Annotated in this window: 20 protein-coding genes; 6 read left to right on the top strand and 14 right to left on the bottom strand. The window is 47.2% G+C overall.

Annotation, left to right across the window (positions count from 1 at the left end):
* Window positions 1-23: 23 nt before the first annotated feature.
* On the top strand, window positions 24-692 hold the full coding sequence (locus tag NSQ50_RS03135) for a DedA family protein (protein WP_036679870.1): 669 nt from the start codon (window positions 24-26) through the stop codon (window positions 690-692).
* A gap of 14 nt (window positions 693-706) precedes the next feature.
* Here the strand turns inward: NSQ50_RS03135 and NSQ50_RS03130 are convergent, their stop codons facing one another.
* Window positions 707-1,969, bottom strand: coding sequence for an MFS transporter (locus tag NSQ50_RS03130; RefSeq protein WP_036679869.1), 1,263 nt, complete (start codon window positions 1,967-1,969; stop codon window positions 707-709).
* 150 nt (window positions 1,970-2,119) lie between these two features.
* Between NSQ50_RS03130 and NSQ50_RS03125 the strand changes: the two genes are divergently transcribed.
* Together NSQ50_RS03125 and NSQ50_RS03120 are read left to right on the top strand one after the other, a co-directional pair.
* Window positions 2,120-3,061: a helix-turn-helix transcriptional regulator gene (locus tag NSQ50_RS03125; RefSeq protein ID WP_076223343.1), complete on the top strand. Its 942-nt coding sequence runs from the start codon at window positions 2,120-2,122 to the stop codon at window positions 3,059-3,061.
* A gap of 95 nt (window positions 3,062-3,156) precedes the next feature.
* The gene (locus NSQ50_RS03120; protein ID WP_052096752.1) at window positions 3,157-3,462 is read left to right on the top strand and encodes a zinc ribbon domain-containing protein; all 306 of its coding nucleotides are present in this window, start codon (window positions 3,157-3,159) and stop codon (window positions 3,460-3,462) included.
* A gap of 84 nt (window positions 3,463-3,546) precedes the next feature.
* Here the strand turns inward: NSQ50_RS03120 and NSQ50_RS03115 are convergent, their stop codons facing one another.
* The 4 genes from NSQ50_RS03115 to bcp form a co-directional block, all read right to left on the bottom strand.
* Window positions 3,547-5,058, bottom strand: coding sequence for a DHA2 family efflux MFS transporter permease subunit (locus NSQ50_RS03115; RefSeq protein WP_036679866.1), 1,512 nt, complete (start codon window positions 5,056-5,058; stop codon window positions 3,547-3,549).
* A 5-nt stretch (window positions 5,059-5,063) separates the two neighbouring features.
* A complete protein-coding gene (locus NSQ50_RS03110) occupies window positions 5,064-5,507 on the bottom strand; it encodes a MarR family winged helix-turn-helix transcriptional regulator (RefSeq protein ID WP_036679864.1) in 444 nt (147 codons plus the stop codon).
* Between the two features lie 215 nt (window positions 5,508-5,722).
* A complete protein-coding gene (locus NSQ50_RS03105; protein ID WP_081386881.1) occupies window positions 5,723-10,006 on the bottom strand; it encodes a 2-hydroxyacyl-CoA dehydratase in 4,284 nt (1,427 codons plus the stop codon).
* Between the two features lie 123 nt (window positions 10,007-10,129).
* Window positions 10,130-10,597, bottom strand: a complete 468-nt coding sequence (bcp, locus tag NSQ50_RS03100) for a thioredoxin-dependent thiol peroxidase (protein WP_080742389.1) — start codon at window positions 10,595-10,597, stop codon at window positions 10,130-10,132.
* Window positions 10,598-10,702: 105 nt separating this feature from the next.
* Between bcp and NSQ50_RS03095 the strand changes: the two genes are divergently transcribed.
* The gene (locus NSQ50_RS03095; RefSeq protein WP_036679863.1) at window positions 10,703-11,749 is read left to right on the top strand and encodes an LCP family protein; all 1,047 of its coding nucleotides are present in this window, start codon (window positions 10,703-10,705) and stop codon (window positions 11,747-11,749) included.
* Between the two features lie 124 nt (window positions 11,750-11,873).
* On the top strand, window positions 11,874-13,190 hold the full coding sequence (locus NSQ50_RS03090) for a glutamate-1-semialdehyde 2,1-aminomutase (protein WP_036679861.1): 1,317 nt from the start codon (window positions 11,874-11,876) through the stop codon (window positions 13,188-13,190).
* A 553-nt stretch (window positions 13,191-13,743) separates the two neighbouring features.
* Here NSQ50_RS03090 and NSQ50_RS03085 read toward each other — a convergent pair.
* The 9 genes from NSQ50_RS03085 to NSQ50_RS03045 all read right to left on the bottom strand — a co-directional run bounded on the left by NSQ50_RS03085 (window position 13,744) and on the right by NSQ50_RS03045 (window position 21,520).
* A complete protein-coding gene (locus tag NSQ50_RS03085; protein ID WP_076223346.1) occupies window positions 13,744-14,364 on the bottom strand; it encodes a hypothetical protein in 621 nt (206 codons plus the stop codon).
* A gap of 168 nt (window positions 14,365-14,532) precedes the next feature.
* Complete coding sequence (gene def, locus NSQ50_RS03080) at window positions 14,533-15,084, bottom strand: peptide deformylase (RefSeq protein ID WP_036679906.1); 552 nt, start codon at window positions 15,082-15,084, stop codon at window positions 14,533-14,535.
* A gap of 101 nt (window positions 15,085-15,185) precedes the next feature.
* Entirely contained in the window at window positions 15,186-16,478 is a 1,293-nt protein-coding gene (locus tag NSQ50_RS03075; RefSeq protein ID WP_076106079.1) for a stalk domain-containing protein, read from the bottom strand.
* A gap of 106 nt (window positions 16,479-16,584) precedes the next feature.
* Window positions 16,585-16,842 carry a hypothetical protein gene (locus tag NSQ50_RS03070; protein WP_036679858.1) on the bottom strand — a complete coding sequence of 86 codons (258 nt, stop codon included), beginning with the start codon at window positions 16,840-16,842 and terminating at the stop codon, window positions 16,585-16,587.
* Window positions 16,843-16,857: 15 nt separating this feature from the next.
* Window positions 16,858-17,742: an inositol monophosphatase family protein gene (locus NSQ50_RS03065; RefSeq protein WP_036679857.1), complete on the bottom strand. Its 885-nt coding sequence runs from the start codon at window positions 17,740-17,742 to the stop codon at window positions 16,858-16,860.
* A 268-nt stretch (window positions 17,743-18,010) separates the two neighbouring features.
* The gene (uvsE, locus tag NSQ50_RS03060) at window positions 18,011-19,018 is read right to left on the bottom strand and encodes a UV DNA damage repair endonuclease UvsE (protein ID WP_076138420.1); all 1,008 of its coding nucleotides are present in this window, start codon (window positions 19,016-19,018) and stop codon (window positions 18,011-18,013) included.
* Entirely contained in the window at window positions 19,015-19,332 is a 318-nt protein-coding gene (locus NSQ50_RS03055) for a hypothetical protein (protein WP_036679853.1), read from the bottom strand. The genes uvsE and NSQ50_RS03055 overlap by 4 nt, the downstream gene beginning before the upstream one ends.
* Window positions 19,333-19,376: 44 nt before the next feature.
* Window positions 19,377-20,468 carry a D-alanine--D-alanine ligase gene (locus NSQ50_RS03050; RefSeq protein WP_038568619.1) on the bottom strand — a complete coding sequence of 364 codons (1,092 nt, stop codon included), beginning with the start codon at window positions 20,466-20,468 and terminating at the stop codon, window positions 19,377-19,379.
* A gap of 20 nt (window positions 20,469-20,488) precedes the next feature.
* Window positions 20,489-21,520 carry an amidase domain-containing protein gene (locus NSQ50_RS03045; protein WP_080742388.1) on the bottom strand — a complete coding sequence of 344 codons (1,032 nt, stop codon included), beginning with the start codon at window positions 21,518-21,520 and terminating at the stop codon, window positions 20,489-20,491.
* A 453-nt stretch (window positions 21,521-21,973) separates the two neighbouring features.
* Between NSQ50_RS03045 and acnA the strand changes: the two genes are divergently transcribed.
* Window positions 21,974-24,715, top strand: coding sequence for an aconitate hydratase AcnA (gene acnA / locus NSQ50_RS03040; protein ID WP_038568617.1), 2,742 nt, complete (start codon window positions 21,974-21,976; stop codon window positions 24,713-24,715).
* The last annotated feature ends 1,228 nt before the right edge of the window (window positions 24,716-25,943 follow it).

Below are 25,943 nucleotides of genomic sequence, written 5' to 3'. Positions count from 1 at the left end.
GCCCCTTGGAGAGTGAGAATCTTATGGAAATGCTGAACTTTATACAAGAATTATTCAGCAAATATGGATATAGCGTATTGTTTTTTGGATTGCTGCTCGAATTCGTTGCCTTGCCGTTTCCCGGAGAAACTACCATGGCTTTTGCAGGTTTCCTTTCCTATACGGGAAGACTTGATTTCATAACGCTGATTCTAGTGGCGTTTGCAGGGACCACCGCCGGGATGACCCTCACCTATTTTGTCGGATTAAAAGCCGGAATGCCCTTCATCCAGCGATACGGCAAGTGGTTGCTGTTCTCCCCTGCCAAGCTGGATAAAACGCAAAAATGGTTCGAGAAATACGGCAGCATCCTTATTTCCATCGGATATTTTATTCCAGGCGTTCGTCACTTCACCGGCTATTTTGCTGGTATAGTTGCGCTGCCCTTCCGTAAATTCGCCCTCTACGCTTATAGTGGAGCATTATTCTGGGTAGTGCTGTTTCTTGGCATAGGACGGGTATTTGGTCCGCAGTGGATGGGTATTTTCCATTTATTCGAGTTATATGCACTATGGATTATCTCCGGCTGTGTAGCTATAGCTGCCCTTGTAATCCTGTATCGTTACCGCAAAAAGATAAGCATCCGCCTGTTCCCGCGCAAAGCTGCCATAAAGCTACAGACTCAGGTCAAAAAAACTTCCAAGGGACGGTGAAGCCACCGCCCTTTTTAAGTACGTTTTTTCTTGCTGCGTACCCCCGCATATCCTGCAAGCAAAAGCGCAACTGCGGCAAATCCCGCTCCCCCAGCAAACCCTACCATTCTTGGTTCCACCCCTTCTAATAGCCACCCGGCGAACAGCATAGATAACCCCAGCAGCGTATTTCCTACTGCAGACAGAAGTCCAAACATAAAGGACTGCATAGCAGATGGCGTTTCCCGCATAACAAGCGTATCCAGACAGGCATTCCCCGTCCCCCCGGCAAATGACAGCAGAATATATAACATAAATGCTGCCGCAAAATGATTGCTGACACTGATGCCCATCAATAATACACCTTCAAGTAAAAGCCCTCCGATGGCTACAATCAGCAGCCCCTTTTTTAAATAACGTGAGATAAAAAAACTAAGGCTAAGACCGACACCAAGCGCCGCATAAAATGCCCCTACTCCAATATCGCCCGTGTGAAATACCTGTATCGCATATACACTGATCAGTACATTATCCAGACCATTTAACAACGGCACCAACAGCTCATAACCGAAAATGACCTGCAGCGTTAGGCTCCCGCCAATTACCATTCCCAGAGCACGCAGCCGACCGTATTTTGCTTCTTCAGCAGATTTTTCTAAGTCCCCCTCAGGAGAATATGTAGCCTTCTTAGCCACCGTCGCCATTTCCGTATGTTGTGGAAAATCGATACCGTAAATTAACATCGCCGCAATCAAAAAAGACACTGCATTCATAATGAACGCTGCCTCCGAACCAAACCACATCGACACCACCCCTCCACTGAACGCCCCAAGGATCAGCACGCAGCCGCTCATTAACTGCTCTAGTCCGTTGACGGTCAGCAGAGAATCTTTGGTGACGAGCAAAGGGATAGTGGACTTACGAACAGGGCTGTAAATGGCTTCGCCCGCTGCCAGCAAAAAACTTGCCATATATAACAACCACAGGTTCTCCTCCCCATCCACCCATAAAAAGGCTAAGGCTACTGGGACCCTCAGCATATCTGTAGCTATCATGATATATTTGAGTGGAATTTTACTGCCAAGTATGCCTCCAAGCGGGGCCAGAAATAAATAAGGAAGCAGTCTCACACCTAACGAAATCCCCACCGCCATGCCTGATCCCGTCAACTGCAGAACCAGCGCCAGTACTGCAACGCTAGTAAAACGATCACCAATTCCATTGATCAAGCCGGCTGTGAACAATCGTGAATATCCCTTATGACTCCTAAACATCGCAACAGCTGAGTGATTATTCATAAAATAAACCTCATTTCATCTATTTATACATATATCTAATTAGATATTAATCGAATCATTTATTTATGACAATGCTTTATTTTCAAGGATTTGCTAAGATGAAATACAGCATTACTTCACGGAAATCTCCGGGAAAGAAGGAATTGTCTTTTGAAAATAGATCGATTGCTCTCTATCGTTATCCTGCTAATGAACCGCCGCCTAATTCAGGCGAAGGAGCTAGCCGATATGTTCGAGGTATCTGTGCGCACGATTTATCGTGATATTGAAAGCATTAATGGAGCCGGAATTCCTATCGTCACCTATCAGGGAGCTAACGGTGGGATCGGGCTTATGGAAGGATACCGGCTGGACCGCAATGTCTTGACGGATCGTGAGCTAGCGGATATTTTCACGGCTCTGCAGAGCGTCTCGTCTTATGGAGGAAATGAACATACGCTGCTCATGGAAAAGATCAGCAGCGTAATCCCGCCCTCCCAATCCGCCGCCTTCCGCAGCAAAACGACTCAGCTCATCATCGACTTCTCCCCATGGGGTCTTCAACGTATTTTGGAAGAGAAGCTTGCCACTCTAAAAGAAGCACTTGAGGAAAGCGTGACCGTAAACTTTGATTATGTAGATGCTGCGGGTCAGACAAGCCAGCGTTCGGTAGAGCCCTATACTTTAGTGCTGAAGGGGCAAGCCTGGTACTTATATGGATTTTGTCTGAATCGTCAGGATTTCCGTCTATTTAAGCTGTTGCGCATGAAAGAGCTCGTTAAGAATACCCAAGTTTTTATTGCAAAAGATGTAGATGCAAGCGAGCTGCCTTGGAGCAACGAGTATCAGAGATCAACCGTAACAACAGCAACACCCATCGTTTTGCAGTTTAAGGCTGAAAGCAAACATCTAGCGGAAGAGCGGTTTGATTCTACCGAGCTACTGCCCGACGGTAATGGAGGTTACAAGGTTACCATCAACTATCCTGAGGATGGATGGCTATATGGTTTCCTGCTAAGCTTCGGGATGCATGTAGAGGTCTTAGAGCCACCGCATATTCGGCAAAAGCTGGGGCAGCTTGCAGCAGGCATAGCATCAAAATATACAACCTAACAATAAACCTGACGGAATGCCGTCAGGTTTATTGTTCTATACTGAACTTAAAGCGGGCGCTCGAGAGCTTGCATACCTTTAAAGGAGTGTTAAATATGGGACATGAACATGTAGAGCAAGGAGATCTTAAAATTTGTCAAAGCTGTGGGATGCCAATGCCTACGGCGGAATTGCTTGGAACGGACCAGAATGGCAACAAGATCGAAGATTACTGTGTGTACTGCTATGAGAATGGCGCATTCAAACAGCCTAATATCACGTTGCAAGAAATGGCTGACATTTGTACAGGCTATATGGTCGAAGAAGGAATGGATGAGAATGTTGCCCGTAAACTTCTCGCGGAGCAGCTGCCACATTTGAAACGCTGGAGCGATCCTGCAGCTGTGTCTCCAGCTAACTAATAGCAGCACAACAAAAAGAAGCGCCCTAGGAACCATAACGGTTCGTAGGACGCTCCTTTTTCCATTCTTTTTTAGCCCAGTTTTTTATTGATTGTCCTGCTGTGGCTGCACTTCCTCCGTCTTCAGGAAGTCTGGCTGCGGTGAAGTCTTTTTAATAAAGAAAGCCAATACCAAAGCAATTACAGTGATCCAGGTAGCAATGTTAAAGGCATGCGTAACCCCGCTAATTGTAGCCTCTTGCGTAAGCTTAAGCATGGCTGCTTTATCGTTTAACGAAACCGTTCCGCTCATAAGCGTATCAGTGATTGTGCTCTTCGTCTTATTGGTCATTAGACTGACGAACAACGCCATTCCCAGCGCGCCCCCGACCGTCCGCAGCGTATTCGACATTGCTGTACCATGCGAGCTTAAACGCTGTGGAAGCTGGTTAAGTCCAGCCGTTACAATCGGCATCGATAACATCGACATGCCTAACATCCGAACCGTGTAAGTAATAATCATATGCGTATACGTCGTACTGTCTGTAAGCTGGCTGAATTGCCAAGTCGTAATTACTGTAATAATCAGGCCTACCACAGACAGCCATCTTGCCCCGATTTTATCAAATATAATCCCCGTGATTGGAGACATAATTCCCATTAGAATGGCTCCCGGCAGCAGCATAAGACCGGACTCCATTGGTGTAAAACCACGGATCGTCTGCAAATAAATCGGCAGCAAAATCATACCCGAATATAAAGCCATCGTAATGATGATATTGATTAATGTCGTGAGTGAATACATATTGTATCTGAAAATCCGGAACTCAAGCAGTGGTGTCTCAGCCTTAAGCTCTCTCCATACGAATAAAGCCAGTGCAATCACACCCACAATGAGGCAGGTAATGACTGTTGCACTTCCCCAACCATCGGTTCCAGCATCACTGAAGCCGTACAACAATCCCCCAAAACCAATGGTAGACAGGATAACACCCGTTTTATCCAGTTTCGGAGAGGTTGTTTGCCCTACATTTTGCATTGTTTTCATACCTAGCAAGGTAGAAAGAATGGCCAGCGGAAGAACGATAAAGAACAATACGCGCCAAGAATAGTTCTGAACTACCCAGCCTGACAACGTTGGACCTACAGCTGGAGCAAAAATCATAGCTACCGCCATTAGCCCCATCGCTTTCCCCCGCTCTTCAATTGGGAAGATACGAAGAAACACAATATTCATTAACGGCATCAAAATCCCTGCGCCAACCGCCTGTATGACTCTGCCGACCATGATCATTTCAAAGCCTGTTCCGATTCCACAGACAAGTGTGCCTAACGAAAAAAGTGACATCGCGGTGATGAATAGCTGGCGGGTCGTAAACTTTTCCACCAGAAATGCACTAATCGGTATCAGCACACCGTTCACGAGCATAAATCCCGTTGTTAGCCACTGTGCCGTATTCGTAGCGATTTTTAGATCGTCCATTATGCTCGGCAATGCCACATTAAGAAGTGTTTGGTTCAAAAGTGCGACAAACGCACCTATTAAGAGCGCTGCAATAATCGGTCCTCTACGTATTCCCTTAGTTGCCGCTGCAGCGTTACCTGTAATTGTACTCATAAATTCTATTTGTCTCTCCCCTGCTCTAAGATCTGAATGATTTCGTTATGAATCCTAAGTAATTCACCTGCATCCTTGGCAGGTATATTGGATAGTGGAAGTAAGTGTCTTCTGAGCGATTGCTTACTTCTTTCCCTGATCTCTCTGCCCTTTTCAGTAATCGCCAAGTTGTATATACGCCGATCTACCTCAGAGCGCTGTCTTGTGATCAAATCGGCTTTCACCATCCGGTCCACTACGCCGCTCGCTGCACTGTTCCCCAAATGTAATAGCTCGGCAAGATCTGTAATGCCAATATCGGGATTTGCAGATATTTTGCGGAGAACCATTAACTGTGTTGGTGTGATGTCCAGCTCTTCGGCATCCTTCCACAGCAACTGCTGGAATGCATGGCTAATCCGGCGAAAAGAGGAGAAAATATCATCTAATTGCTGCTCCTTATCTTCCAAATCTTCACCTCCAAAGAATTAATTAGTTAGATCATCTAATAGTTCGCATGCGTACTATTTTACACCTTAACTAAATTTCGGTCAATAATTTGCTGTAACTTTCTGAAAGGTAATTTTATATTGCAGGAAAAACATGAAAATCATACATAAGTGCACAAAGCATAAAAAAGCGAACCAAGGTAGATCCTTGGTCCGCTTTTTCGTCTGAACAATGCTCAGGTTAAGCTGTATGAACTTTCAGGTAAAGTCTGCTGCTGAGGCTTATCCGGCAGTTTTAAATTAGATGGCTTAGTCTCTTCCTGGCTGCTGGCAATTGACATCATCAGCTTGATCCGATTCGCTTGGTTGACTACGCTGACTCCAGCATCATAGTCAATCGCCACGATATTTGCACCCGGATATAATTCCTTAAGACCTTTAATCATCCCACGCCCGGTGATATGGTTGGGCAGGCACGCGAACGGTTGAATACAGGCGATGTTGTTCACTCCATTATCCAACAAATCCATCATTTCTGCGGTTAAAAACCAGCCCTCACCCATCTGATTTCCTACGGACACCAGTCGGCTGGCCTTCTCGGCAAGACCATAAATATTCTCCCGTCCTTTAGCTAACCCCGCATCCTCAAGGGCAACCTTAATCGGCTTACGGTAAATTTCCAGATAAGAGATCAGCATGGGATTGATATAGCCGAGCCGTTTGCTTTTGCCGAATTGCTCAGCTTTGTAGATCGGATTATATACACAATAGAAAATGAAATCCAGGAAGTCCGGCATTACCGCCTCCCCGCCCTCTGCCTCGATCATCTCTATAATGCGGTTATTGGCATCCGGATGGAATTTGATCAGGATCTCACCGACAATGCCCACTCTTGGTTTAGCAATACCCGTAACGGGCAGCTTGCAGAACTCTGCAACAATCTCACGAATCAGGCGTTTGTATTCTCGGAATGAAAAGTTGGATAAGCTTGCCTTGCAACGCTCCATCCCTTTGCGGAATAGAACTTCCGCACTTCCTGGAACAACCTCATGCGGCCTAAAGTGATTTAACATCCGCATCATAAGATCACCATAACAAGCGGCAGCTATCAACCGATTCGCCAGCTTAAGACTGATGCGGAAACCCGGCTGATTCTCCATCCCCGAAGCATTGAGTGAAATCACCGGAATTTGTTCAAGGTCTGAATCCTTTAAGGCTTTGCGGAGCAAAGAAATATAATTCGTAGCCCGGCAGCCGCCACCTGTCTGTGACATAATCACAGCAGTACGATCCGGATCATATTCCCCACTCTTCAGCGCTGATAGAATCTGGCCAATCGTCACAATTGCCGGATAACACGCATCATTATTAACGTATCTCAGGCCTTCTTCTGTCTCTTCGGGTCCGGTAGTCTCAAGTATCTTCAGACGGTACCCGGCATCGCGAAAAACCTGCTCAAACAATTCAAAATGAATAGGTGACATCTGTGGTGCAAGGATGGTATAGGTCTCTTTCATTTCCTTCGTAAATAACACATTAGCCTGCACTTTTGGCGGCTTTTGCGGCACTACCTTACCTTTTTCACGCTCACGCATTGCCGCCAGCAATGAACGAAGCCGAATGCGCGCTGCACCAAGATTGCTGATCTCATCGATTTTGATCAATGTATATACCTTGTTATGTCTTTCCATAATATCCTGTACGGCATCACAAGTGATCGCATCGATCCCACAGCCGAAGGAAGTCAATTGAACAAGCTCCAGATCCGAGCGGACTGCAGCAAGGCGGGCTGCACGGTACATCCGGGCATGGTAGGTCCACTGATTCACAACAGCCACATCTCCTTCGCTGTGGTCCAGATGGCAGACAGAATCTTCTGTCAGCACGGCGAGTCCCATCCCGGTTATCATATCCGCTATTCCGTGATTAATCTCAGGATCGGCATGATAAGGGTGCCCACAGAGCAGGATTCCTTTGGTTCCAGTATCAGCTAGATACACAAGGGTCTCCTCACCTTTAGTACGCACATCACTTTTGGCGTTATCAGCCTCTGTAAGTCCCGCCTGCACCGCGGACGTAATCTCATCTCGCGGAATGCTGGTAAATGTCTTCACCAGTCCTTTGGTCAGCGCAGAAATATCATCAAAGGTCAGGAATGGACTGACAAGCTTGATTCCATTGTCCTTTAACCCATCCATATTGTTGCGAATGACTTCGGGGTACGAGGCGACCACTGGACAATTGAAGTGATTATCCGCGGCTTCATCTTCTTTTTTCTCATACACCACCGCTGGATAAAAAATAAAATCGACACCTTTACCGATCAGGCTTTGCACATGTCCATGTGCCATCTTCGCAGGATAACATATCGATTCTGAAGGAATTGTATCCATTCCGCTTTCGAAAAGCTTCTTGCTTGATTTAGGGGAGAGAATCACCCGATAGCCCAGTTTGGTGAAAAAGGTGTGCCAGAACGGGTAATTCTCAAACATATTCATGGTGCGCGGAATCCCGACGGTCCCCCGCCATGCCCCTGTTTCCGGTAAACTCTCGTATTCAAAAAACCGTTCATATTTATACTGCATCAGATTCGGCAGGACATTTTTCTCTTTTTTGACTCCTGCGCCACGTTCGCAGCGATTGCCGGTTACATAAAAGCTCTTATCCGGAAAACGACTGATCGTCAGCGCACAGTTATTCCCACAGCGGCCACAGCGGCCTGAGGAGACCTCATATTTAAAGCTGGCAAGCTCCTCTGGTCCAAGCAGCGTACTGGATCCGTTAACCCCGGCTTGCTCACGCGCAATCAGTGCACAGCCATAAGCTCCCATTACGCCAGCTATATCCGGTCTAACCACCGTCCGCCCCGTTAAGGACTCAAAGGCACGCAATACAGCTTCATTATAGAAGGTACCGCCCTGAACGATGATATTTCGCCCTAAGTCCTCCGGATTGCGGATTTTAATTACCTTTTGCAGAGCATTCTTGATCACAGAGTAGGCAAGACCCGCCGATAAATCCGCTAATGACGCGCCCTCCTTCTGAACCTGCTTAACCTTAGAGTTCATAAATACCGTGCAGCGCGAGCCCAAATTAACAGGCTGAGTCGCTTCGAGTGCAGTCTTAGCAAATTCCTCGATGCCAAGTCCCAAGGCAGAGGCAAAACTCTCCAGAAAAGAGCCACAACCGGCTGAACAAGCTTCATTGAGCATAAGGCTGTCGATAGCACCGCCACGGATCTTGATGCACTTCATGTCCTGACCACCGATATCCAGTATGAAATCTACTTCTGGCATGAACTTGGAAGCTGCCTTGTAGTGTGCAACAGTCTCTACTTCTCCGCCGTCCGTCCGCAGAGCAGCCTTGATTAACCCTTCACCGTACCCTGTCACATATGAGCCTGCAATATGGCAGCCTTCAGGCAGAACCCGGTAGATCTCCTTCAGTGCATCGCTGACCGAATGCAGCGGGTTACCTTTGTTGCTGCCATAAAAGGTATAGAGAATTTCGTCAGCCGAACCGGTTAACACGAGTTTAGTTGTGGTTGAGCCGGCATCAATCCCTAGATAACAGGGTCCACGATATAAGGCTAAATCTGATCTCGCTGCAGAGGCTTTGCCGTGACGAAGCCGAAATTCTGCAAGCTCGGCGGCATTCTCAAAAAGCGGCGGCAATTCAGCATCCGCAGCTCGATCCGCAGTAAAATCAACTGCCGCAATTCGCGTGATCCAGCTTGAAAGTGGCAATACGACTGGATCAGCATCGGAGAGCGCAGCTCCAATCGCCACGAAATACTGTGAGCGTTCCGGGAACAGGATATCCTCCTCCGCCAGCTCCAGCGTTTCCGAAAAACGCTGCCGCAAGGCAGGCAGGAAGGTCAGCGGGCCGCCAAGAAAAGCCACCCGTCCTCGAATCGGACGTCCACAAGCAAGACCGCTAATCGTCTGATTAACGATACTCTGGAAGATCGAAGCCGCCACATCCTCCCGGCGTGCTCCTTCATTAAGCAGCGGCTGTACATCGCTTTTGGCAAATACACCACAGCGTGAAGCTATGGGATAGATTCGCTCATGCTTCTCCGCCAAAACATTTAAGCCTGCCGGATCGGTCTGCAGCAGCGCTGCCATCTGATCGATGAACGCTCCCGTTCCGCCCGCGCAGGCTGTATTCATACGCTGCTCAATGCCGCCCCGAAGATATATTATCTTAGCGTCCTCTCCACCCAGTTCAATCGCCGTGTCACATTCGGGGATCAGCGCACTGATCGCCTTCGTGCAGGCTATCACCTCCTGAATAAAGGGAACTCCACCTAATTTGGATAAAGACAAACCCGAGGAACCGCTTACAGTAAGCCTAGCTCCCCTCTCTGGGAATCTGTCGCGTACATCAGACAGAAGAGAGAGGGCCGCTTTTTTAATATCGCTATAATGTCTTACATAGTCTTGATAAACAATGAGGTCCCGCTCTATGACAACTAATTTAGCAGTAGTTGATCCGATATCAAGCCCAATATGCAGCATTATCACTCCACCACCTCTTCTTGCTCCAAATTTGAAGCAATTATGAGGAAACTATATCATGACAACACCTTATATAAGCTGTTAAAAATGTAATAGACATCTATAAAAAGTAATTAGTAAAATTTATGATTCGCTTATTCCTGCTATCGTGTTTGCGACATGCCCTTTTACCCGTACCTTCCGCCATTCTTCCACTAATATCCCCTGCTCATCAATCAGAAAAGTAGATCGCACAATCCCCATAAACTCTTTGCCGTAAAGTTTCTTAAGCTGCCATACGCCGAACATTTCACTTACCTTATGATCCTCATCAGACAGCAGTGGAAAGGGCAGACTATGCTTCTCTGTAAATTTAGCGTGCGATGTCAAAGAGTCCGGACTAATGCCCAGAACAACCGCACCCACCGCCGTGATTTGATCAAAAGCGTCACGGAATTCGCAGGCCTCCTGCGTGCAGGCTGGTGTCATATTTTTAGGGTAAAAATATAAGATGACCTTTCGGCCCAAGTAATCACTCAAACTAACCTCATGCCCATTGGAAGAGGGAAGGGTGAAATTGGGTACTTTTTGTCCAATAGCTACTTCGTTCAAGATAGATCCACTCCTTCTTAAGATTGGGGAATTATTCCTAAATTGCACGTATCCCCAAAAGAAATTATAATGTAGTCAACGTGAATGCGAAAGGAAGAACGAGAAATGCCACCTAGAAAGAAAAGGCACGCAAAGACTGGTAAGTCAAAAAAGAAACCGCTGCTTTGGACGTTGGCCATTATACTCCTCCTTATTATCGGTGGGGCCATTTTCTACATTACAACCATTTACAATGAGCTTGGTAGCATGTCGAATACTGAAGATTCACCTTTTCAAAATGCAGAGACCGTTGATGTTGACACCCCTGAGCCTCCTAAATGGGAAGGTACAGAGCCGGTCAATATCCTATTAATGGGTGTGGATGCCCGAGGTGTGAAGAAAGGGGAAATCCCCCGTTCAGATACAATGCTCGTCGCTTCTCTTGACCCTGTGAAGAAGAAAATCAGTGTATTTTCAATACTGAGAGATACGTACGTTCCGATTCCGGATCATGGCGAGAAGCGTATTAATACAGCGATTATTTATGGACCTAATACTGCGATGCAGACCGTCAGCGATCTGCTCGGTATCCCAATTCAATATTATGTCTACACGGACTTCCAAGGATTCATCAAGCTGGTTGATGCCGTTGGGGGTGTGGATTATGAAGTCGAAAAAGATATGGTCTACAAAACCGTTGCAGACGGTCCGGAATATGATATTGATCTGAAAAAAGGATACCAGCATCTTGACGGCAACATGGCGCTACAATATGTTCGCTTTCGGCATGACGCTACCTCCGATTTCACTCGAACCGAGCGCCAACGCGGTTTTCTCAAGGCTGTGGCTGATAAGCTGATCAGCACCACCTCCATCGTCAAGCTGCCAAATATCCTGTCGCAGGTTACGCCTTATATTGAAACCAATATGTCAGTTAATGATATGTGGAAGCTGGCAAGCGTAGGGTATAATAGCAGTATGGGTGGCAGCGAGCAAATTCCGCCAATGGATCTGCTCACCGAGGAAACTACAAGTGACGGATCACAGGTTATTGGAATTCGTAGCGAAAAGAAGCTAAAAGAATTTATACAGGATACCCTAAATGGTCCTGAGCCAACACCAACCCCTACATCGGAGAACACCTCCAATAGCAGTTCTGGCGGGACCAATTAAGGGCCTGACAAGCAAAGTTCACATGTACACAAAGCAGTGACTTGGTATAATACGGGCGGACAATGGAAAACACCGTTGTTCGCCCGTTCCCTTGAGCACCAACAATCGAAAGGATGATCACATTATGAATCGTTCCACATCTGAACAACTTTATCACGAAGCCCTCCAGCATATCGTTGGAGGTGTAAATAGCCCTTCCCGCTCCTTCAAAGCCGTTGGCGGCGGAGCACCCGTATTTATGAAACGCGCCAGTGGATCTCACTTCTGGGATGAAGACGGCAATGAATATATCGATTATCTCCAAGCCTATGGACCGATCATTACCGGCCATGCCCACCCTCATATTACCAAAGCAATTACTACAGCAGCAGAAAATGGTGTTCTTTACGGAACCCCAACCCAGCTCGAAATCAAACTTGCTAAAATGCTAAAAGAAGCCATTCCATCTATGGATAAAGTACGTTTCGTCAATTCCGGAACCGAAGCGGTTATGACAACGATTCGTGTAGCCCGTGCCTATACAAAACGCAGCAAAATCGTAAAATTCGCCGGCTGTTACCACGGCCACTCCGATCTGGTGCTCGTAGCAGCAGGATCCGGACCTTCTACACTTGGCATTCCAGACAGTGCCGGTGTTCCAAGCAGTATCGCCCAGGAAGTAATCACCGTTCCTTTTAATGATCTGGACAGCCTGAAAGAGGCGCTGGAGAAATGGGGCGAAGATGTCGCAGCTGTTATGGTTGAACCGATTGTAGGAAATTTCGGCATGGTGATGCCTAAGCCTGGTTTCCTCGAAGGACTTTGCAAGCTGGCTCACGATAATGGCTCCCTTGTTATTTATGACGAAGTCATTACTGCCTTCCGCTTCCACTATGGTTCTACACAAACCTATGCAGGGCTGGATAACCATGAGGACATCACTCCTGACCTTACTGCACTTGGCAAAATCATCGGTGGCGGCCTGCCTATCGGCGCTTACGGCGGCCGCAAGCATATTATGGAACAGGTAGCTCCACTTGGACCGGCATATCAAGCCGGCACAATGGCAGGCAATCCTGCGTCTATCTCTGCAGGGATTGCTTGTTTAGAGGTTCTGAGTGCAGAGGGTGTATACGAAGAAATGGATCGGCTTGCAATCCGGCTTGCCGATGGACTTCAAGCATCTGCCGACCGTCATGGCATTCCACTGACAATCAACCGCATCCGTGGTTCGTTTTCCACTCATTTCTGTAACCATCCGGTTACGAATTATGACGAGGCTCAGGATACAGACGGCGAATTGTTCGCCAGCTTCTTCCGTCATATGCTGAACCGTGGCATTAACCTTGCCCCTTCGAAATACGAAGCTTGGTTCCTGACCACAGCACATACTGATGCAGATATCGATGCTACACTTATCGCAGCTGAAGAATCCTTCCGCGCTATGGTGGCTGAGAAATAAGATTGTTTTGAAACGCAGTGCTCTATAAGCTAAAAAAAAGCTGAATAGATTAACGGGCTGTCCCAGTCCCATAAACCGCAAATGTTAAAAGAGCAGCGTTTCTCCTGTATTGGAGGATCGCTGCTCTGCATTTTTACTCATCCACGGTCTGCATCTGTAGCTTGTGGCAAGCTTAAGCCAGCCGATCTCAAGCGTCAATTTCTCTATGCTACGTAACAGGTATCGCTGGACCTTCTCTGTGTTAAGTACAAGGGTTAGGGAGCTTCGATAGATAATTAGGGAAATTGCACCTTAAATTCAGGGATTTCTGGTCATTAAACTAATAATTGGGGAAATCCTCCCTATAATTTAGCTAATTTAGTGGAAAATAAAGAACTTACCCCGTTTTTTAGGGAGAAAATCCCTAATTCTGTTCATTTACAGAGAATATAGGTTATTTTCAGGGAGTTTTTCCCTAATAACTCTGTAGCTCACACCGCAAAAAGCTCAAATACACTTTATCTACGGATTTCATCCGCTAACAGCGTTTAGAAGTCCAAATATTCTACTGCTCTCATGTAAAATCCACCTGCTTGTCCAATGTAATCTCAGTCATTAATGGTCTTAACATTTGCTCGCTCCCGGGTACCAGCCAAAACTCTACACCCTCCAGATGCTCCGGCAGCGTTGGGGCGACCAAGAATTGCATTTGTGTATGCGCTCCACCTCCATGACCACCATGCGGCTGCACTTCATATTCATTCTCACCCGCCACTTCAAGCGTTAAAGCCGTTCGAAGATGAATATGTCCTACAGCTTCTTTTAAATATTTAATTTCCACAGTAACTATGCTGAAGGCTTCATACTGCATAGCATGCGTAAGTATATATTCACATTCTTCAACGACCGTCCGCTTTACAATCGGAAGCACTCCCAGCAATAAACCAGGCTCTTCCCAATATTGTCTTCTGGGTACAGTTTCATTCATAAGGTGCAAATGCTGCACAATCTGAGTAGTGTTCATCTCGAATCTAGTTACCCATTCCTCAAGTAGCTTACTATCAGGGGATAATCGTTTCTTGCCTGTTATAGCTTTACGTTCCTGAATCAGACTCAAAATCTGCTCATCAATCTTTTTAACCTCATCATTATATTCGTTGGCGAATCCTCTAATTGGCATTCTGCTCCAGTTCATTTAACGCCCTCCTCTTATTACTAATTTAAATCCATTAATTGTAAGGGTACATCCTTTCGATTGATTTGTAAAATATTTGAAATATCATAATCTTGCCGATAGGTAAAAAAAAGCGACCATCAGCTTTACGCTGTAAGGTCGCCCGCTTTTTAATTTGGAGTTACTCTCCTACTCATATAAGTTCCGGATCTCCACACCCTGAGGCAGCTTAAACGGATTCTCCTTGTTAATTCGGTCATAGAACATAATCCCATCGAGATGGTCTATTTCATGCTGGATGATGATAGCTTGGTAGCCCTTAAATTTAAGGACAACCTCCTTGCCTTCCAGATCATAACCCTTCACCTTCACGGTTTCATACCGAGGTACAAAGCCATGCACGGGACGATCAACGGACAGACAGCCCTCGCTTTCTGGTAAGTACACCATAGACAAGGAGTGGCTTATGATCTTAGGATTAACCCAAGCATGCTCTACAGCGCGCCCTCTCTCGTCTGTAAGATACATCGCGAACATACGCTTCTCCAGTCCGATTTGATTCGCCGACAGACCTACGCCAGAGCGCAGCTTATATTCTTCGGAAATCTCCGGGTCCTGACTGTTCTTCAGAAATTGAAGCATACATTGCAAAGCCTCACGATCTTCCGCCTGTAATGGAAGCTCCACTGGTTGTGCTACGGTACGAAGTACGGGATGACCCTCCCGCACTATATCATCCATGGTGATGATATATTCAGCATTATATTTTGAACTAGACAATATTCCATCCACCTTTTCCTTACGGGCTTAATTTAATTTCTTATGATGTATAGTATGCAGCTTTATGGATTTATGAAAGCAGTTCGCAGTTTGCTGCTGTAATTAACATCGAATCCAAGTCCTGTCGCCAAAGCGGCAAGGGGTAAGTAGGTTTTGTCCTCCTTACCTACCTTTTGCAGAAAAGCTGGAGTATCAATAGCCACGTTCTCTCCATTCACCTTAATAAATTTCGAGCCAATGGTGATCACAACGGTTCTTCCGCCATACACGATGGTAGCGCTGGAGGTTTTGTTATCCCACTTCCCGCTTGCGCCCACGGCATTTAGAATATCTTTCAGCGCCAAAAAATTCTGCCCATTTTTAAGGATAGGCTTATTGGGTGTATTCAACTCCACGCCCTTCACTACAATCGACATCGGTACCGATGCAGTAGCCATTGTAGCTACAGTAGGAACACGATACTCTCCCCATTGTAACTCCGCGAAAACCTTAGCAATAGTCTCATATCCAAGCTGCGTTGGGTGAAAATCAGTTTGCCCTGCTCCAATAATATGTGTCAGCGAGCCTTCTACCCCGGCAAACTTTGCCGCAACATGAGCTACAAGCACCTTCGCTCCCTCTTGATTTACGCTTGCAGCTACACTATCCGCTGCTTCCGTAAATTTGCCCGCTGCCGTCATTAGTCTGTTGTACATTTGACCAAGCGCGACCTTAGGGGCAGGTTGATATTGATCGGCCAGTATAATCGTCGCTTGCGGACTTACCGCACGAATATTCTCCAGCACTGCCTTCACATTTGTTTGATAATCCGCTAACCGCTGGTCCAGCTGTGTTTGGAAATCCGCATCCGTCAGCTCCTTGAACTGCAAGAACAGACTGCTTACATCATTCCCACCAATCGTAATGGTAATCAGATCAGCTTCCTTAAGCTCTGCTGCGATCTGCGGAGTTAGCTTCACGAACTGCTCTATTCGTGGATCTGGGAGACCTGCCTGAACTCCTTCAGCAGTAATCACTGAACCATCCTTGATTGCTCCTGTGTAATTACGTAATCCGGCCGTAGTCAGGCCTAGGATACCATAATTAGTAAGTGCACTTCTGCCATGATACCAGCCCTGCTCAAGCAATCTCTCCGCATAGCCGTATGGCTTGGTATTCACGTCCGTCATTCCTGGCTCGTAGCCAGCAGTAATGGAATCACCTAGAGCTACGATGCGAAAGACATCCTGCCCAGAGTCTTGTATTGCAGTCGTGTCAGCCGCATTTGCCGTGCCTGCTCCTACGCTAATCAGCGCAGATAACAAAAGCAGGCTGCTTATGCCAGCTGCCCAAATTTTTTTCCAATTGCCTAGCATCGTATCCCTCCCAAATTGTTCTAATTCCATTCTACCATCCCAGGGTAGCAACGCAAAAGAGCGGCCTCCTATATTCAGGAAACCGCCCCTCGCAAATCACTGGCTATTATTTGTCTGAATCTTCATCTGACTCTAACTTCTGCCCTGCACGCTCCAGATATTTATCATACCGGTCATCCAGCTCATATCCAATCTTACGATAACGCAATGTTTCTTCCACAATAGGATCGAGCGTAGTCTGAATACGAATTTCATATTTAGGTGAGATTTCCCGGATTTCTTTAGCCGTACGATCGCCTTGTTCCATCTCACCATCTACCAACATTTCGCTCAGCTTGCGTTCCAAATCATCCTTCTCACTCATGCTGTATCGTCCTCCCTAAAGCTTATATCCTGTTGCTTCAGCATTCTTCAGTGACGAAACCAAATATTCGTGAATGTGGCCATTACTTGCTACTACATGGCGTGTACCAATATCATATGAACGTCCTAGGGTATCCGTAATCTTGCCTCCTGATTCAAGTACAAGCAGTACTCCTGCTGCACAATCCCAAGGGCTTAAGCCCACTTCCCAATAGCCATCTACCCGGCCTGCCGCCACATAAGCTAAATGTAGAGCAGCCGCGCCTCCGGCACGAATACCACGAATCTGCGGAAGAATACTTTGCAGTCCGGCCATATTCACAGGTTGTGCAAACTCACGATCCGGCGGAAAGCCCATAGCGATCAGGCTGTCCCCAAAATCAGTCTCCGTAGAGACCGAGGTAGGAACACCGTGCATGTAAGCTCCCTTTCCTTTTTCAGCGACGAACATTTCATCACGAGTCGGATCATAAATAACGCCTACTGTTAGTTCACCGCGAATCACCAATGCTATGGAGACACAGTAAAAAGGAAATCCGTGTACGAAATTAGTCGTACCATCTACAGGATCTACAATCCACAAATATTCATGCTCACGAGCTTCTTCCAATGCAGCGGTAGCCGCTGCTGCTCCCGGGGAAACCCCTTCTTCCCCGAGAATGGCATGGTCGGGAAAATGTGTCAGGATCAGCCTGCGAATCATTTGCTCAACGCCTTTATCAACTTCCGTAACCAGATCTTGTGCTGAAGTCTTTGTATTCAGCTCCTTCACGAGACCCTGTCTGCTCTTTATCCATTCTCCTGCTTTGGCAGCCGCATTAATGGCCACCGCCGTATGTCCCTTGCTTGTTACTACATAGGGTTCACGTTCATTCTTACCCTCTGGATTTAAAGGACTCATATCTTCACTCCACTTTCTTGAACATAATCGCCAATGGCTTTAATTCTAAAGCAATCCTATTCACAATACCGTGCAATACGTCAAAACGTTCCCCAAGTTCCCAAAGTTCCGCCAAAAGAGGACCCCATTCTCACCTGCGAGCATAAATGCCCTAGGTCCATATAAAGACGATAAGCGATTAAAGTTTCATTCAACGTACCCTATTTCAAGTTACATATCAAGTCATGATAGGACCCGTATTCGGGACCTATCTCCTTATTTTCATTGTTTAAGGTTCAATATTCACGCTTGCCCCATTTAATAAGGAAATTCCGTTACCAGCCTCAGCCAGCTCCTTCATAGCCTCCATCAATCCAAATAACGCGCCATCTTTTAGTTTCGCCTCAATCATAACATCGACAGCAGGCGTATCTGCGGCGATACGTTTCAGAAAAGCCAGCAAAGGCGCAGGTTCCACGCCATCCGCATGGCTGCGCGGATCAGACGGACTGCGCGGACTGGAAACATGAATCTTAGGCGGCAAAAGCTCTCCCGAAGGAACATCCTTCTGTGCTAGCTCGCTTCGCCATGTCTGCAAAATGTCAGGCCACAGCTCCCAAGGGAGCTCTCCTTCATTATTCACCCATTGGTGGTGAATATCCAGCACCATCGGTAATCCTACGCTCTGACTGACTGCCAGTGTCTCCGGAGCTGTAAATGTCTTATCGTCATTCTCCAGCGTTATACGCTCCTGCAGCGCTGACGGCAGCGCGCGGAAATGCTCCTCGAATCGCTTCGCCGCTACAGGCTTGTCCCCATAAGCTCCGCCAATATGGATATTGTTCTTCGCCATGGCAGGAAGCCCCATAGCAACCAGCATGTCCACATGGTACTGCAAATCCCGTACGGAGTTTATCAGCACCTCCGGACGGGGTGTACTAAGTACTGTAAAGTGATCTGGATGAAAAGAAACACGCAGCCCGTGCTTTTTCACATATTGGCCCACTTCCGCAAATTCCTCGGCAAGCGCCGCAAACGGATTCCAGTCCTGCAAATCCGGATGCGTCGCCAGAGGAATGATTTTGGAAGTGAGGCGGTACACCATGATGTCCGAGGCCACATTATGCTTCATCAACCGCAGTGTATTATGCAGATTCATTCTAGCGATGTTCTCCAAACGCCGAAGTGCCGCTTCACGGTCATCCAGCTTCTTAAAAGAGGCCATCGTCATTGTCTTAGATGGGGAGCAGTCTTTGATAACGGTGGACATCGCTACATATCCGAAGCGGACAATCATCCCTGTGCTCCAAAAAACATTTCCTCAGCCAAAGCCGTCTGCACTCTGGACTCTTCTTCATTCAGCTTACGCACAAGCTCCATCTCTACCGCGGTAACCTCATGTCCTTGAAAATTAATCTCTGCAATCGAGGCTGAAATTTTGACAATGGCTACAGCTACGTTCTCAGGGGTGTAAGCAATAACCTTCTGACCTGTTGGATACACACGAAAGCCTTGTTTCACCATTTTGGTGCGCCCATATTCCAGCAGCTCGTACAGCTCTTGTTCACTCTTGAATTTGCAGACGGAGTTGAATTCTGTTTGAAAACCCATGTTCTTCTCTCCTTCCAGTCGGGATATTCCCGCTATAGCTTCTATTACTCATTGTCGTACTTAAGACCTTGTTTAAAATTATAGCGCTCCAAGGCTAACTCAATCATTCGGTCTAACAGAGCTCTATAAGATACACCCGTCTCACGCCACAATAGCGGATACATGCTGTAAGGAGTGAAACCAGGCATCGTGTTCAGTTCGTTAATTAGAATTTTACCATCCGATTTTCGCAAGAAGAAGTCTGCCCGGGTAATTCCACTGCCCTCAATCGCTCGAAAAGCAACTATCGCGGACTCCCGCAAACGATCGGCCACTTCAGAATCCACTGGTGCAGGAATCATCATTTGCGATTTGCCGTCCGTATATTTGGCTGCGTAATCATAATATTCACCAGAAGAAACGATTTCACCCGGAACAGAGGCTTCTGGTTCATCATTTCCAAGCACGCCAACCTCTACCTCACGCGCATCCACAAACTCCTCAATAATAACTTTGGTGTCATAACGGAAAGCAAAATCAATTGCTTTTACAAGACTATCCTTATCAGCAGCCTTAGAAATACCTACACTTGAGCCTAGATTGGCAGGCTTCACGAATACCGGATATCCCAGTTTATCCTCTACACCAACAATCAACTCATGACGTTTTCTTTTCCAAGCGCTGATGTTGAAATAACAATACTCGCATTGATCCAGGCCGGCATCAGCGAACAGCTTCTTCATGACAACCTTATCCATACCTGCCGAAGAGGCAAGAACACCAGCACCGATGTAAGGAATATTCGCCATTTCGAACAACCCTTGAATCGTTCCGTCCTCACCATACGTGCCGTGCAGCAGCGGGAACATTACGTCCACTGTTTTGTCCGCACCGGATAACCCACTAAATACCACGTTCAGGGCTGTGCCCATATCTTCGGTCGCTTCTGCAAGCTTGAGCTGCTCCACTTGGCTGTAAGGCGCTGATAACTTCTCTCCAACCTTCCACAATCCCTGTTTTGAAATGTAAAAAGGTATAATCTCATATTTATCATAATCAAATGAGTTCATCACGGCAAAAGCCGTCTGTAGCGATACCTCATGTTCTCCTGATTTGCCCCCGTACACCAGCCCTACGGTTAGTTTTGCGTTCCCCATTCCCTTAACCTCTTTCTGTACTATAAGTAGTCGTTAATATGAAAAAAACGGTATTTCGTTTGATCAGTCCATGCGTAGGAATCACGATAGTCCCAATAGCGATGACGGCTGCTAACGGTACGTGCATTCACAAGCGGCATGCCTCCTGCATCAAAAGCTGTGACGATTGTGCTGTGCTGATACTGCCCGTTGCCATCCCAGTCATATTGAATGATATCGCCCAGCATCAATTGCTCCGGCCGCTCCATGACTTCCGCACGCAAGCCACTGCTCCGACTTCCGCTCAAATAGCGTTGCAGACTGTCTGATACAGCCCAGCTATAGCTCCACCATTCTTGTTTGCCTTGGTAACCTTTGTACCACCAGCCCGTTTCTCTTTTACCAGTATAGTTGATAGGTGCTCCCCCTGCAAAGAGACATTGGGAGACATAATTTGTGCAGTCCACCTCGAAGGTTTCGAACTCCGGATTGCCGTCTTTCCACCAGCGGTCGGCATACGCCACAGCTTCTTCACGGTTATAACGAACCTCTCTTGAACCGGCAATTTCTCCGAGAACATTCCGGTTAAGCAGGGGCTGTGATGGCAGCGGTGCCGGCAAAGCCTCTCCCCATTTGGATAGTCTGCCCGATAGCTCTACCTCTGCCCGATGAACCGTATTTCTTTCAGGGACACTTCGTTCCACACCAGCAATCTCCCAGCCCCCACCGTCCCGTACAAAGGTCAGCCGCTCCAGCTCGATAATATCCTCGCGGTGGTTAACACCGCCTTTTTCATAATAAAGCGCACTATGCAGTGTAACCTCTGCTACTACCTCGGTCGGAGTCTGCCGGACGGTCCGCAAAGTCTTAACCCCTGTCTCTCCGCGCAAAGGAGTTATCCCACGTTCTTTATACCACTCAGCAAGACGTCTTGAACGCTCCCCTTGTTCTACCAGAAAACGCGGATCCTTAACGGACACGGAAACGGTATGCGATGATGACTTAGGCTCCACCCTGGCCTTATTCACTTGATCAACATATACATAAAGACTTTGCTTCCACTGTTGTTCCATTATACTCGCGCCCCTTCTTTCCCTTTTAACTGCTGTTCTATGTATATGAAAGGAAACAGGCCGCTATACAGATCGGTTGAATAGTTAAGGATGTTTCAAGCAAAAACTCTAACCCCAAGTACGACATCTCAATCAAACATCGACAACGAGGACCATATCACCTAATAACTGAGGAAGAGAAATTCAGTGTGCATTTCCCCTAATAAATAAGTAAAACCAAGGATTCCGGTGAATTCCTTCGTATTATCTCCTTTAAATGGCTCTTTTTGAGGTAAAAAGAATATCCCGAAACGATACAATATAACAATGGAAGGGTAGCTTGGCATTTTCTCAGGCATAATTCGGGCTTTAGATGTAGGAAAAAAAACTTTACTCCCCACTTTGTAACCGTTATAATTAAGCTAGAAGCAATTTGAAATTGGGTTTCATTAGACGAAACAAGGAGGCGCATATATGCCAAGCAAGGATCATTTTTCATTGGCTCGGACCCTGGAATCAGGCGGCAAATCTTATCGCTATTATGATCTGAAGTCCCTTGAGGAACAAGGATTGGGCTCTATTTCTTCCCTGCCTTTTTCGATCAAAGTCCTACTAGAGGCTGCTGTTCGTCAGTTTGACGGACGGGCAATTACTGAAGAACATGTGAAACAACTGGCCGATTGGTCAGGTGACATTGACCGTAATAAAGAAATTCCATTTATCCCTGCTCGTATCGTGCTTCAGGATTTCACCGGAGTTCCGGTAGTCGTGGATCTCGCAGCTATGCGTGATACTGTAAAAAAAGCCGGAGGAGATCCTAAACAGATCAATCCGCTTGTCCCGGTTGACCTTGTAATTGACCACTCTGTCATGGTTGATGCTTTCGGTACAGCAGACGCCTTGGAATACAATATGAACGTTGAGTTCGAACGCAACGAGGAGCGTTACCGTTTCCTTCGTTGGGCACAGACAGCTTTTAACAACTTCCGTGCAGTTCCACCAGCAACAGGTATCGTGCACCAGGTAAATCTAGAGTATTTAGCTTCCGTTGCCACTACCAAAACTATCGATGGTGAAACTGTCGTTTATCCAGATTCCCTTGTAGGAACGGACTCCCATACCACGATGATCAATGGTCTTGGTGTTGTGGGCTGGGGTGTAGGCGGTATTGAGGCTGAAGCAGGAATGCTTGGACAACCGCTCTATTTTGTTACACCTGATGTAGTGGGCTTCAAGCTTACAGGCAGCCTTATCGAAGGGGCTACAGCAACGGATTTGGCACTGACAGTAACTGAAATGTTGCGTAAAAAGGGCGTAGTCGGCAAATTCGTCGAATTCTACGGACCCGGCCTTGCTAACATCAGTCTGGCTGACCGGGCAACTGTTGCCAACATGGCGCCAGAATACGGAGCAACTATCGGTTTCTTCCCTGTAGATGACGAGACACTCGCTTATCTTCGCAGCACTGGACGTCCGGATGATCTGGTGGCGTTGGTTGAATCTTATTACAAAGCACAAGGGATGTTCCGTACCTCGGATACGCCAGACCCTGAATTCAGCGATGTGATTGAGCTTGACTTAGCTTCTGTCGTTCCTAGCTTGGCTGGACCTAAACGTCCGCAAGACCGGATCGAACTTACGCATATGAAGGAAAATTTCGAAGGTATTATCCGTACACCTGTAGACAAAGGCGGTTATGGTCTCAGCGATGAGAAAATCGCTCAAGTCGTAGAAGTACAGCACAAAAACGATACCACTAGCAAGCTCAGCACAGGTGCAGTCGTAATCGCAGCTATTACTAGCTGTACGAATACTTCTAACCCTAGCGTTATGCTTGGAGCAGGTCTTTTGGCGAAAAAAGCTGTGGAACGTGGTCTGACCAAACCGGCTTACGTTAAGAGCAGCTTGACTCCAGGATCCTTGGTGGTTACTGAATACCTGCAAAAAGCAGACTTGCTGAAGCCACTCGAAGCATTAGGCTTCTACTTGGCTGGTTATGGCTGTGCCACTTGTATCGGTAACTCCGGTCCATTGCCTGAAGAAGTTAGTCAAGCCATTACTGACAATGACATGACCGTAGCCGCAGTCATCTCCGGTAACCGGAACTTTGAAGGCCGCGTACATGCTCAGGTAAAAGCAAACTACTTGGCTTCACCGCCGCTCGTAGTTGCTTACGCACTGGCTGGCACAGTAAATATCGATTTGCAGACTGAGCCACTTGGATTTGATCCACAAGGTGAGCCAGTATTCCTGAAAGATATCTGGCCAACCACTGCTGAAATTCGTGAAGCCATTGGTCTCTCCCTTAGTCCGGAGATGTTCCGTAGCAAATACGAAAATGTATTCACCGCTAACGAACGTTGGAATTCGATTCCTGTTCCGCAAGGCGAGCTGTATGAGTGGGATGATAATTCCACGTACATCCAGAATCCGCCATTCTTCGAACATCTGGCAGACGGTCTGGGAGACATTAAGGATATCAAAGATGCACGCGTTCTAGCGCTGCTTGCTGATTCCGTGACAACCGACCATATCTCACCAGCGGGTAATATCTCTACCTCTGGTCCTGCTGGCGAATATTTGCGCGATCATGGTGTAGAACGTGCAGACTTCAACTCCTACGGCTCCCGCCGCGGAAACCACGAAGTCATGATGCGCGGTACGTTCGCTAACATTCGGATTCGTAACGCAGTAGCTCCTGGTACGGAAGGCGGCGTTACTACCTTCTTGCCAAGCGACGAAGTTATGTCCATCTATGATGCTTCCATGCTCTATCAGGATGCTGGACAAAATCTGATCGTCATCGCTGGTAAGGAGTACGGTACAGGAAGCTCACGTGACTGGGCAGCTAAGGGTACGCTTCTGCTTGGCGTTAAAGCAGTTATCGCTGAGAGCTTTGAGCGGATTCACCGCAGCAATCTGGTCGGTATGGGCGTGCTTCCACTTCAATTCCAAGAAGGCCACGGCTGGAGCAGCTTGGGACTGACCGGACGCGAGACCTTCAACATTACTGGTCTCGATAACAACGTGGCGCCAAGTCAAGAGCTAACTGTCACGGCTACCCGTGAAGACGGCACACAATTCGATTTCCCTGTCATTGCACGACTCGACAGTACAGTCGATATTGATTACTATCGCAACGGCGGTATCCTGCAGACTGTTCTTCGCCAGATGCTGGCAGATGCTACAGACTCTTCCGCGGTGTCGGTAGAATAGGTTTAAAGTAATTTAAAAAGGGACTGTTTCACGGCCATGAGTGGCTGTGAGCAGTCCCTTTTTTTGTAGTTATGGGGTGGTTCCAGCAGCCAATTTGTGGCGGGTGGGGTGGTTCCAACAGCCAATTTGTTGCGGGTGGGGTGCCTCTGACTGTTGGACGTTCACTATTGTTGCGTTGCCTCAGGGGACGCCTAGGATTCCAGCGAGTTCGGACTCAGATGACTCTAAATGAACAAATTCACGACTTTTGGCGTGTGATCGGACTCAGATGACTCTATTCGCTCAATTATCCGACTTTTAGTGTGCGATCGGACTCCATAGTCGCTATTGGCATAAAAACACGCTGAATGTTTCCGTTTTGGTCGAATAGCTGCACTGGGGTCCGAAACTACGGCAAAATGGCCTTAAATTCGCAAATAGTGTCCCCTGAGTCCGCACGCCTCAGGGGACGCCTAGGATTCAGCGCTATCGGACTCAGATGACTCTATTCGCTCGATTATCCAACTTTTGGCGTGGGATCGGACTCCATAGTCGCTATTGGCATGAAAAACACGCGACAGGAGATCATTTGGTCGAATAGCTGCACTGGGGTCCGAAACTACGCCAAAATGGCTTTAAATTCGCAAATAGCTTCTTCTGAGTCCGCCCGCCCTAGGGGACGCTTAGAATTCGGCGCTATCGGACCCAGATGACCCTATACGCTCGATTATCCGACTTTTGGCGTGCGATCGGACTCCATAGTCTCTATTGGTATAAAAAACATACTAAAGGTTCCCGTTTTGGTCGAATAGCTGCACTGGGGTCCCAAACTCTGCCAAACTGGCTGTAAATTCGCAAATAGCGTCCCCTGAGTCCGCACGTCTCAGGGGACGCTTAGGATTCCGCGCTATCGGACCCAGATGACTCTATACGCTCGATTATCCGACTTTTGGCGTGCGATCGGACTCCATAGTCGCTATTGGCATGAAAAACACACTAAAGGTTCCCGTTTGGGTCGAATAGCTGCACTGGGGTCCGAAACTATGCCCAAAAGGCTTTAAATGGGCAAATAGCGTCTTCTGAGTCCGGAAGCCTCAGGGAAGATCTAAATAACAACCCGAGATTACTTGTGTACGAGTTATGAGATACGTGGGTTCGTGGGTTCGTGAGTTCATAGGCTCGTGGGCTCGTGGGTTCGTGGGTTCGTGAGTTCATAGGCTCTTGGGGTCGTGGGTTCGTGGGTTCGTGG

The organism is Paenibacillus sp. FSL R10-2788, from assembly GCF_038003885.1.
GTDB lineage: Bacteria > Bacillota > Bacilli > Paenibacillales > Paenibacillaceae > Paenibacillus_AQ > Paenibacillus_AQ odorifer.
Note: the sequence above shows the minus strand (reverse complement) of the source record. Positions and strands in the feature narration are given on the sequence as shown.

Coding starts and splice junctions, on each gene's coding strand:
- NSQ50_RS03135 (WP_036679870.1), top strand. CDS start 24: ATGGAAATGCTGAACTTTATACAAGAATTATTCAGCAAATATGGATAT.
- NSQ50_RS03130 (WP_036679869.1), bottom strand. CDS start 1,969: ATGAATAATCACTCAGCTGTTGCGATGTTTAGGAGTCATAAGGGATAT.
- NSQ50_RS03120 (WP_052096752.1), top strand. CDS start 3,157: ATGGGACATGAACATGTAGAGCAAGGAGATCTTAAAATTTGTCAAAGC.
- NSQ50_RS03115 (WP_036679866.1), bottom strand. CDS start 5,058: ATGAGTACAATTACAGGTAACGCTGCAGCGGCAACTAAGGGAATACGT.
- NSQ50_RS03105 (WP_081386881.1), bottom strand. CDS start 10,006: ATGCTGCATATTGGGCTTGATATCGGATCAACTACTGCTAAATTAGTT.
- NSQ50_RS03095 (WP_036679863.1), top strand. CDS start 10,703: ATGCCACCTAGAAAGAAAAGGCACGCAAAGACTGGTAAGTCAAAAAAG.
- NSQ50_RS03090 (WP_036679861.1), top strand. CDS start 11,874: ATGAATCGTTCCACATCTGAACAACTTTATCACGAAGCCCTCCAGCAT.
- NSQ50_RS03085 (WP_076223346.1), bottom strand. CDS start 14,364: ATGAACTGGAGCAGAATGCCAATTAGAGGATTCGCCAACGAATATAAT.
- def (WP_036679906.1), bottom strand. CDS start 15,084: ATGGATGATATAGTGCGGGAGGGTCATCCCGTACTTCGTACCGTAGCA.
- NSQ50_RS03075 (WP_076106079.1), bottom strand. CDS start 16,478: ATGCTAGGCAATTGGAAAAAAATTTGGGCAGCTGGCATAAGCAGCCTG.
- NSQ50_RS03070 (WP_036679858.1), bottom strand. CDS start 16,842: ATGAGTGAGAAGGATGATTTGGAACGCAAGCTGAGCGAAATGTTGGTA.
- NSQ50_RS03065 (WP_036679857.1), bottom strand. CDS start 17,742: ATGAGTCCTTTAAATCCAGAGGGTAAGAATGAACGTGAACCCTATGTA.
- uvsE (WP_076138420.1), bottom strand. CDS start 19,018: ATGATTGTCCGCTTCGGATATGTAGCGATGTCCACCGTTATCAAAGAC.
- NSQ50_RS03055 (WP_036679853.1), bottom strand. CDS start 19,332: ATGGGTTTTCAAACAGAATTCAACTCCGTCTGCAAATTCAAGAGTGAA.
- NSQ50_RS03050 (WP_038568619.1), bottom strand. CDS start 20,468: ATGGGGAACGCAAAACTAACCGTAGGGCTGGTGTACGGGGGCAAATCA.
- NSQ50_RS03045 (WP_080742388.1), bottom strand. CDS start 21,520: ATGGAACAACAGTGGAAGCAAAGTCTTTATGTATATGTTGATCAAGTG.
- acnA (WP_038568617.1), top strand. CDS start 21,974: ATGCCAAGCAAGGATCATTTTTCATTGGCTCGGACCCTGGAATCAGGC.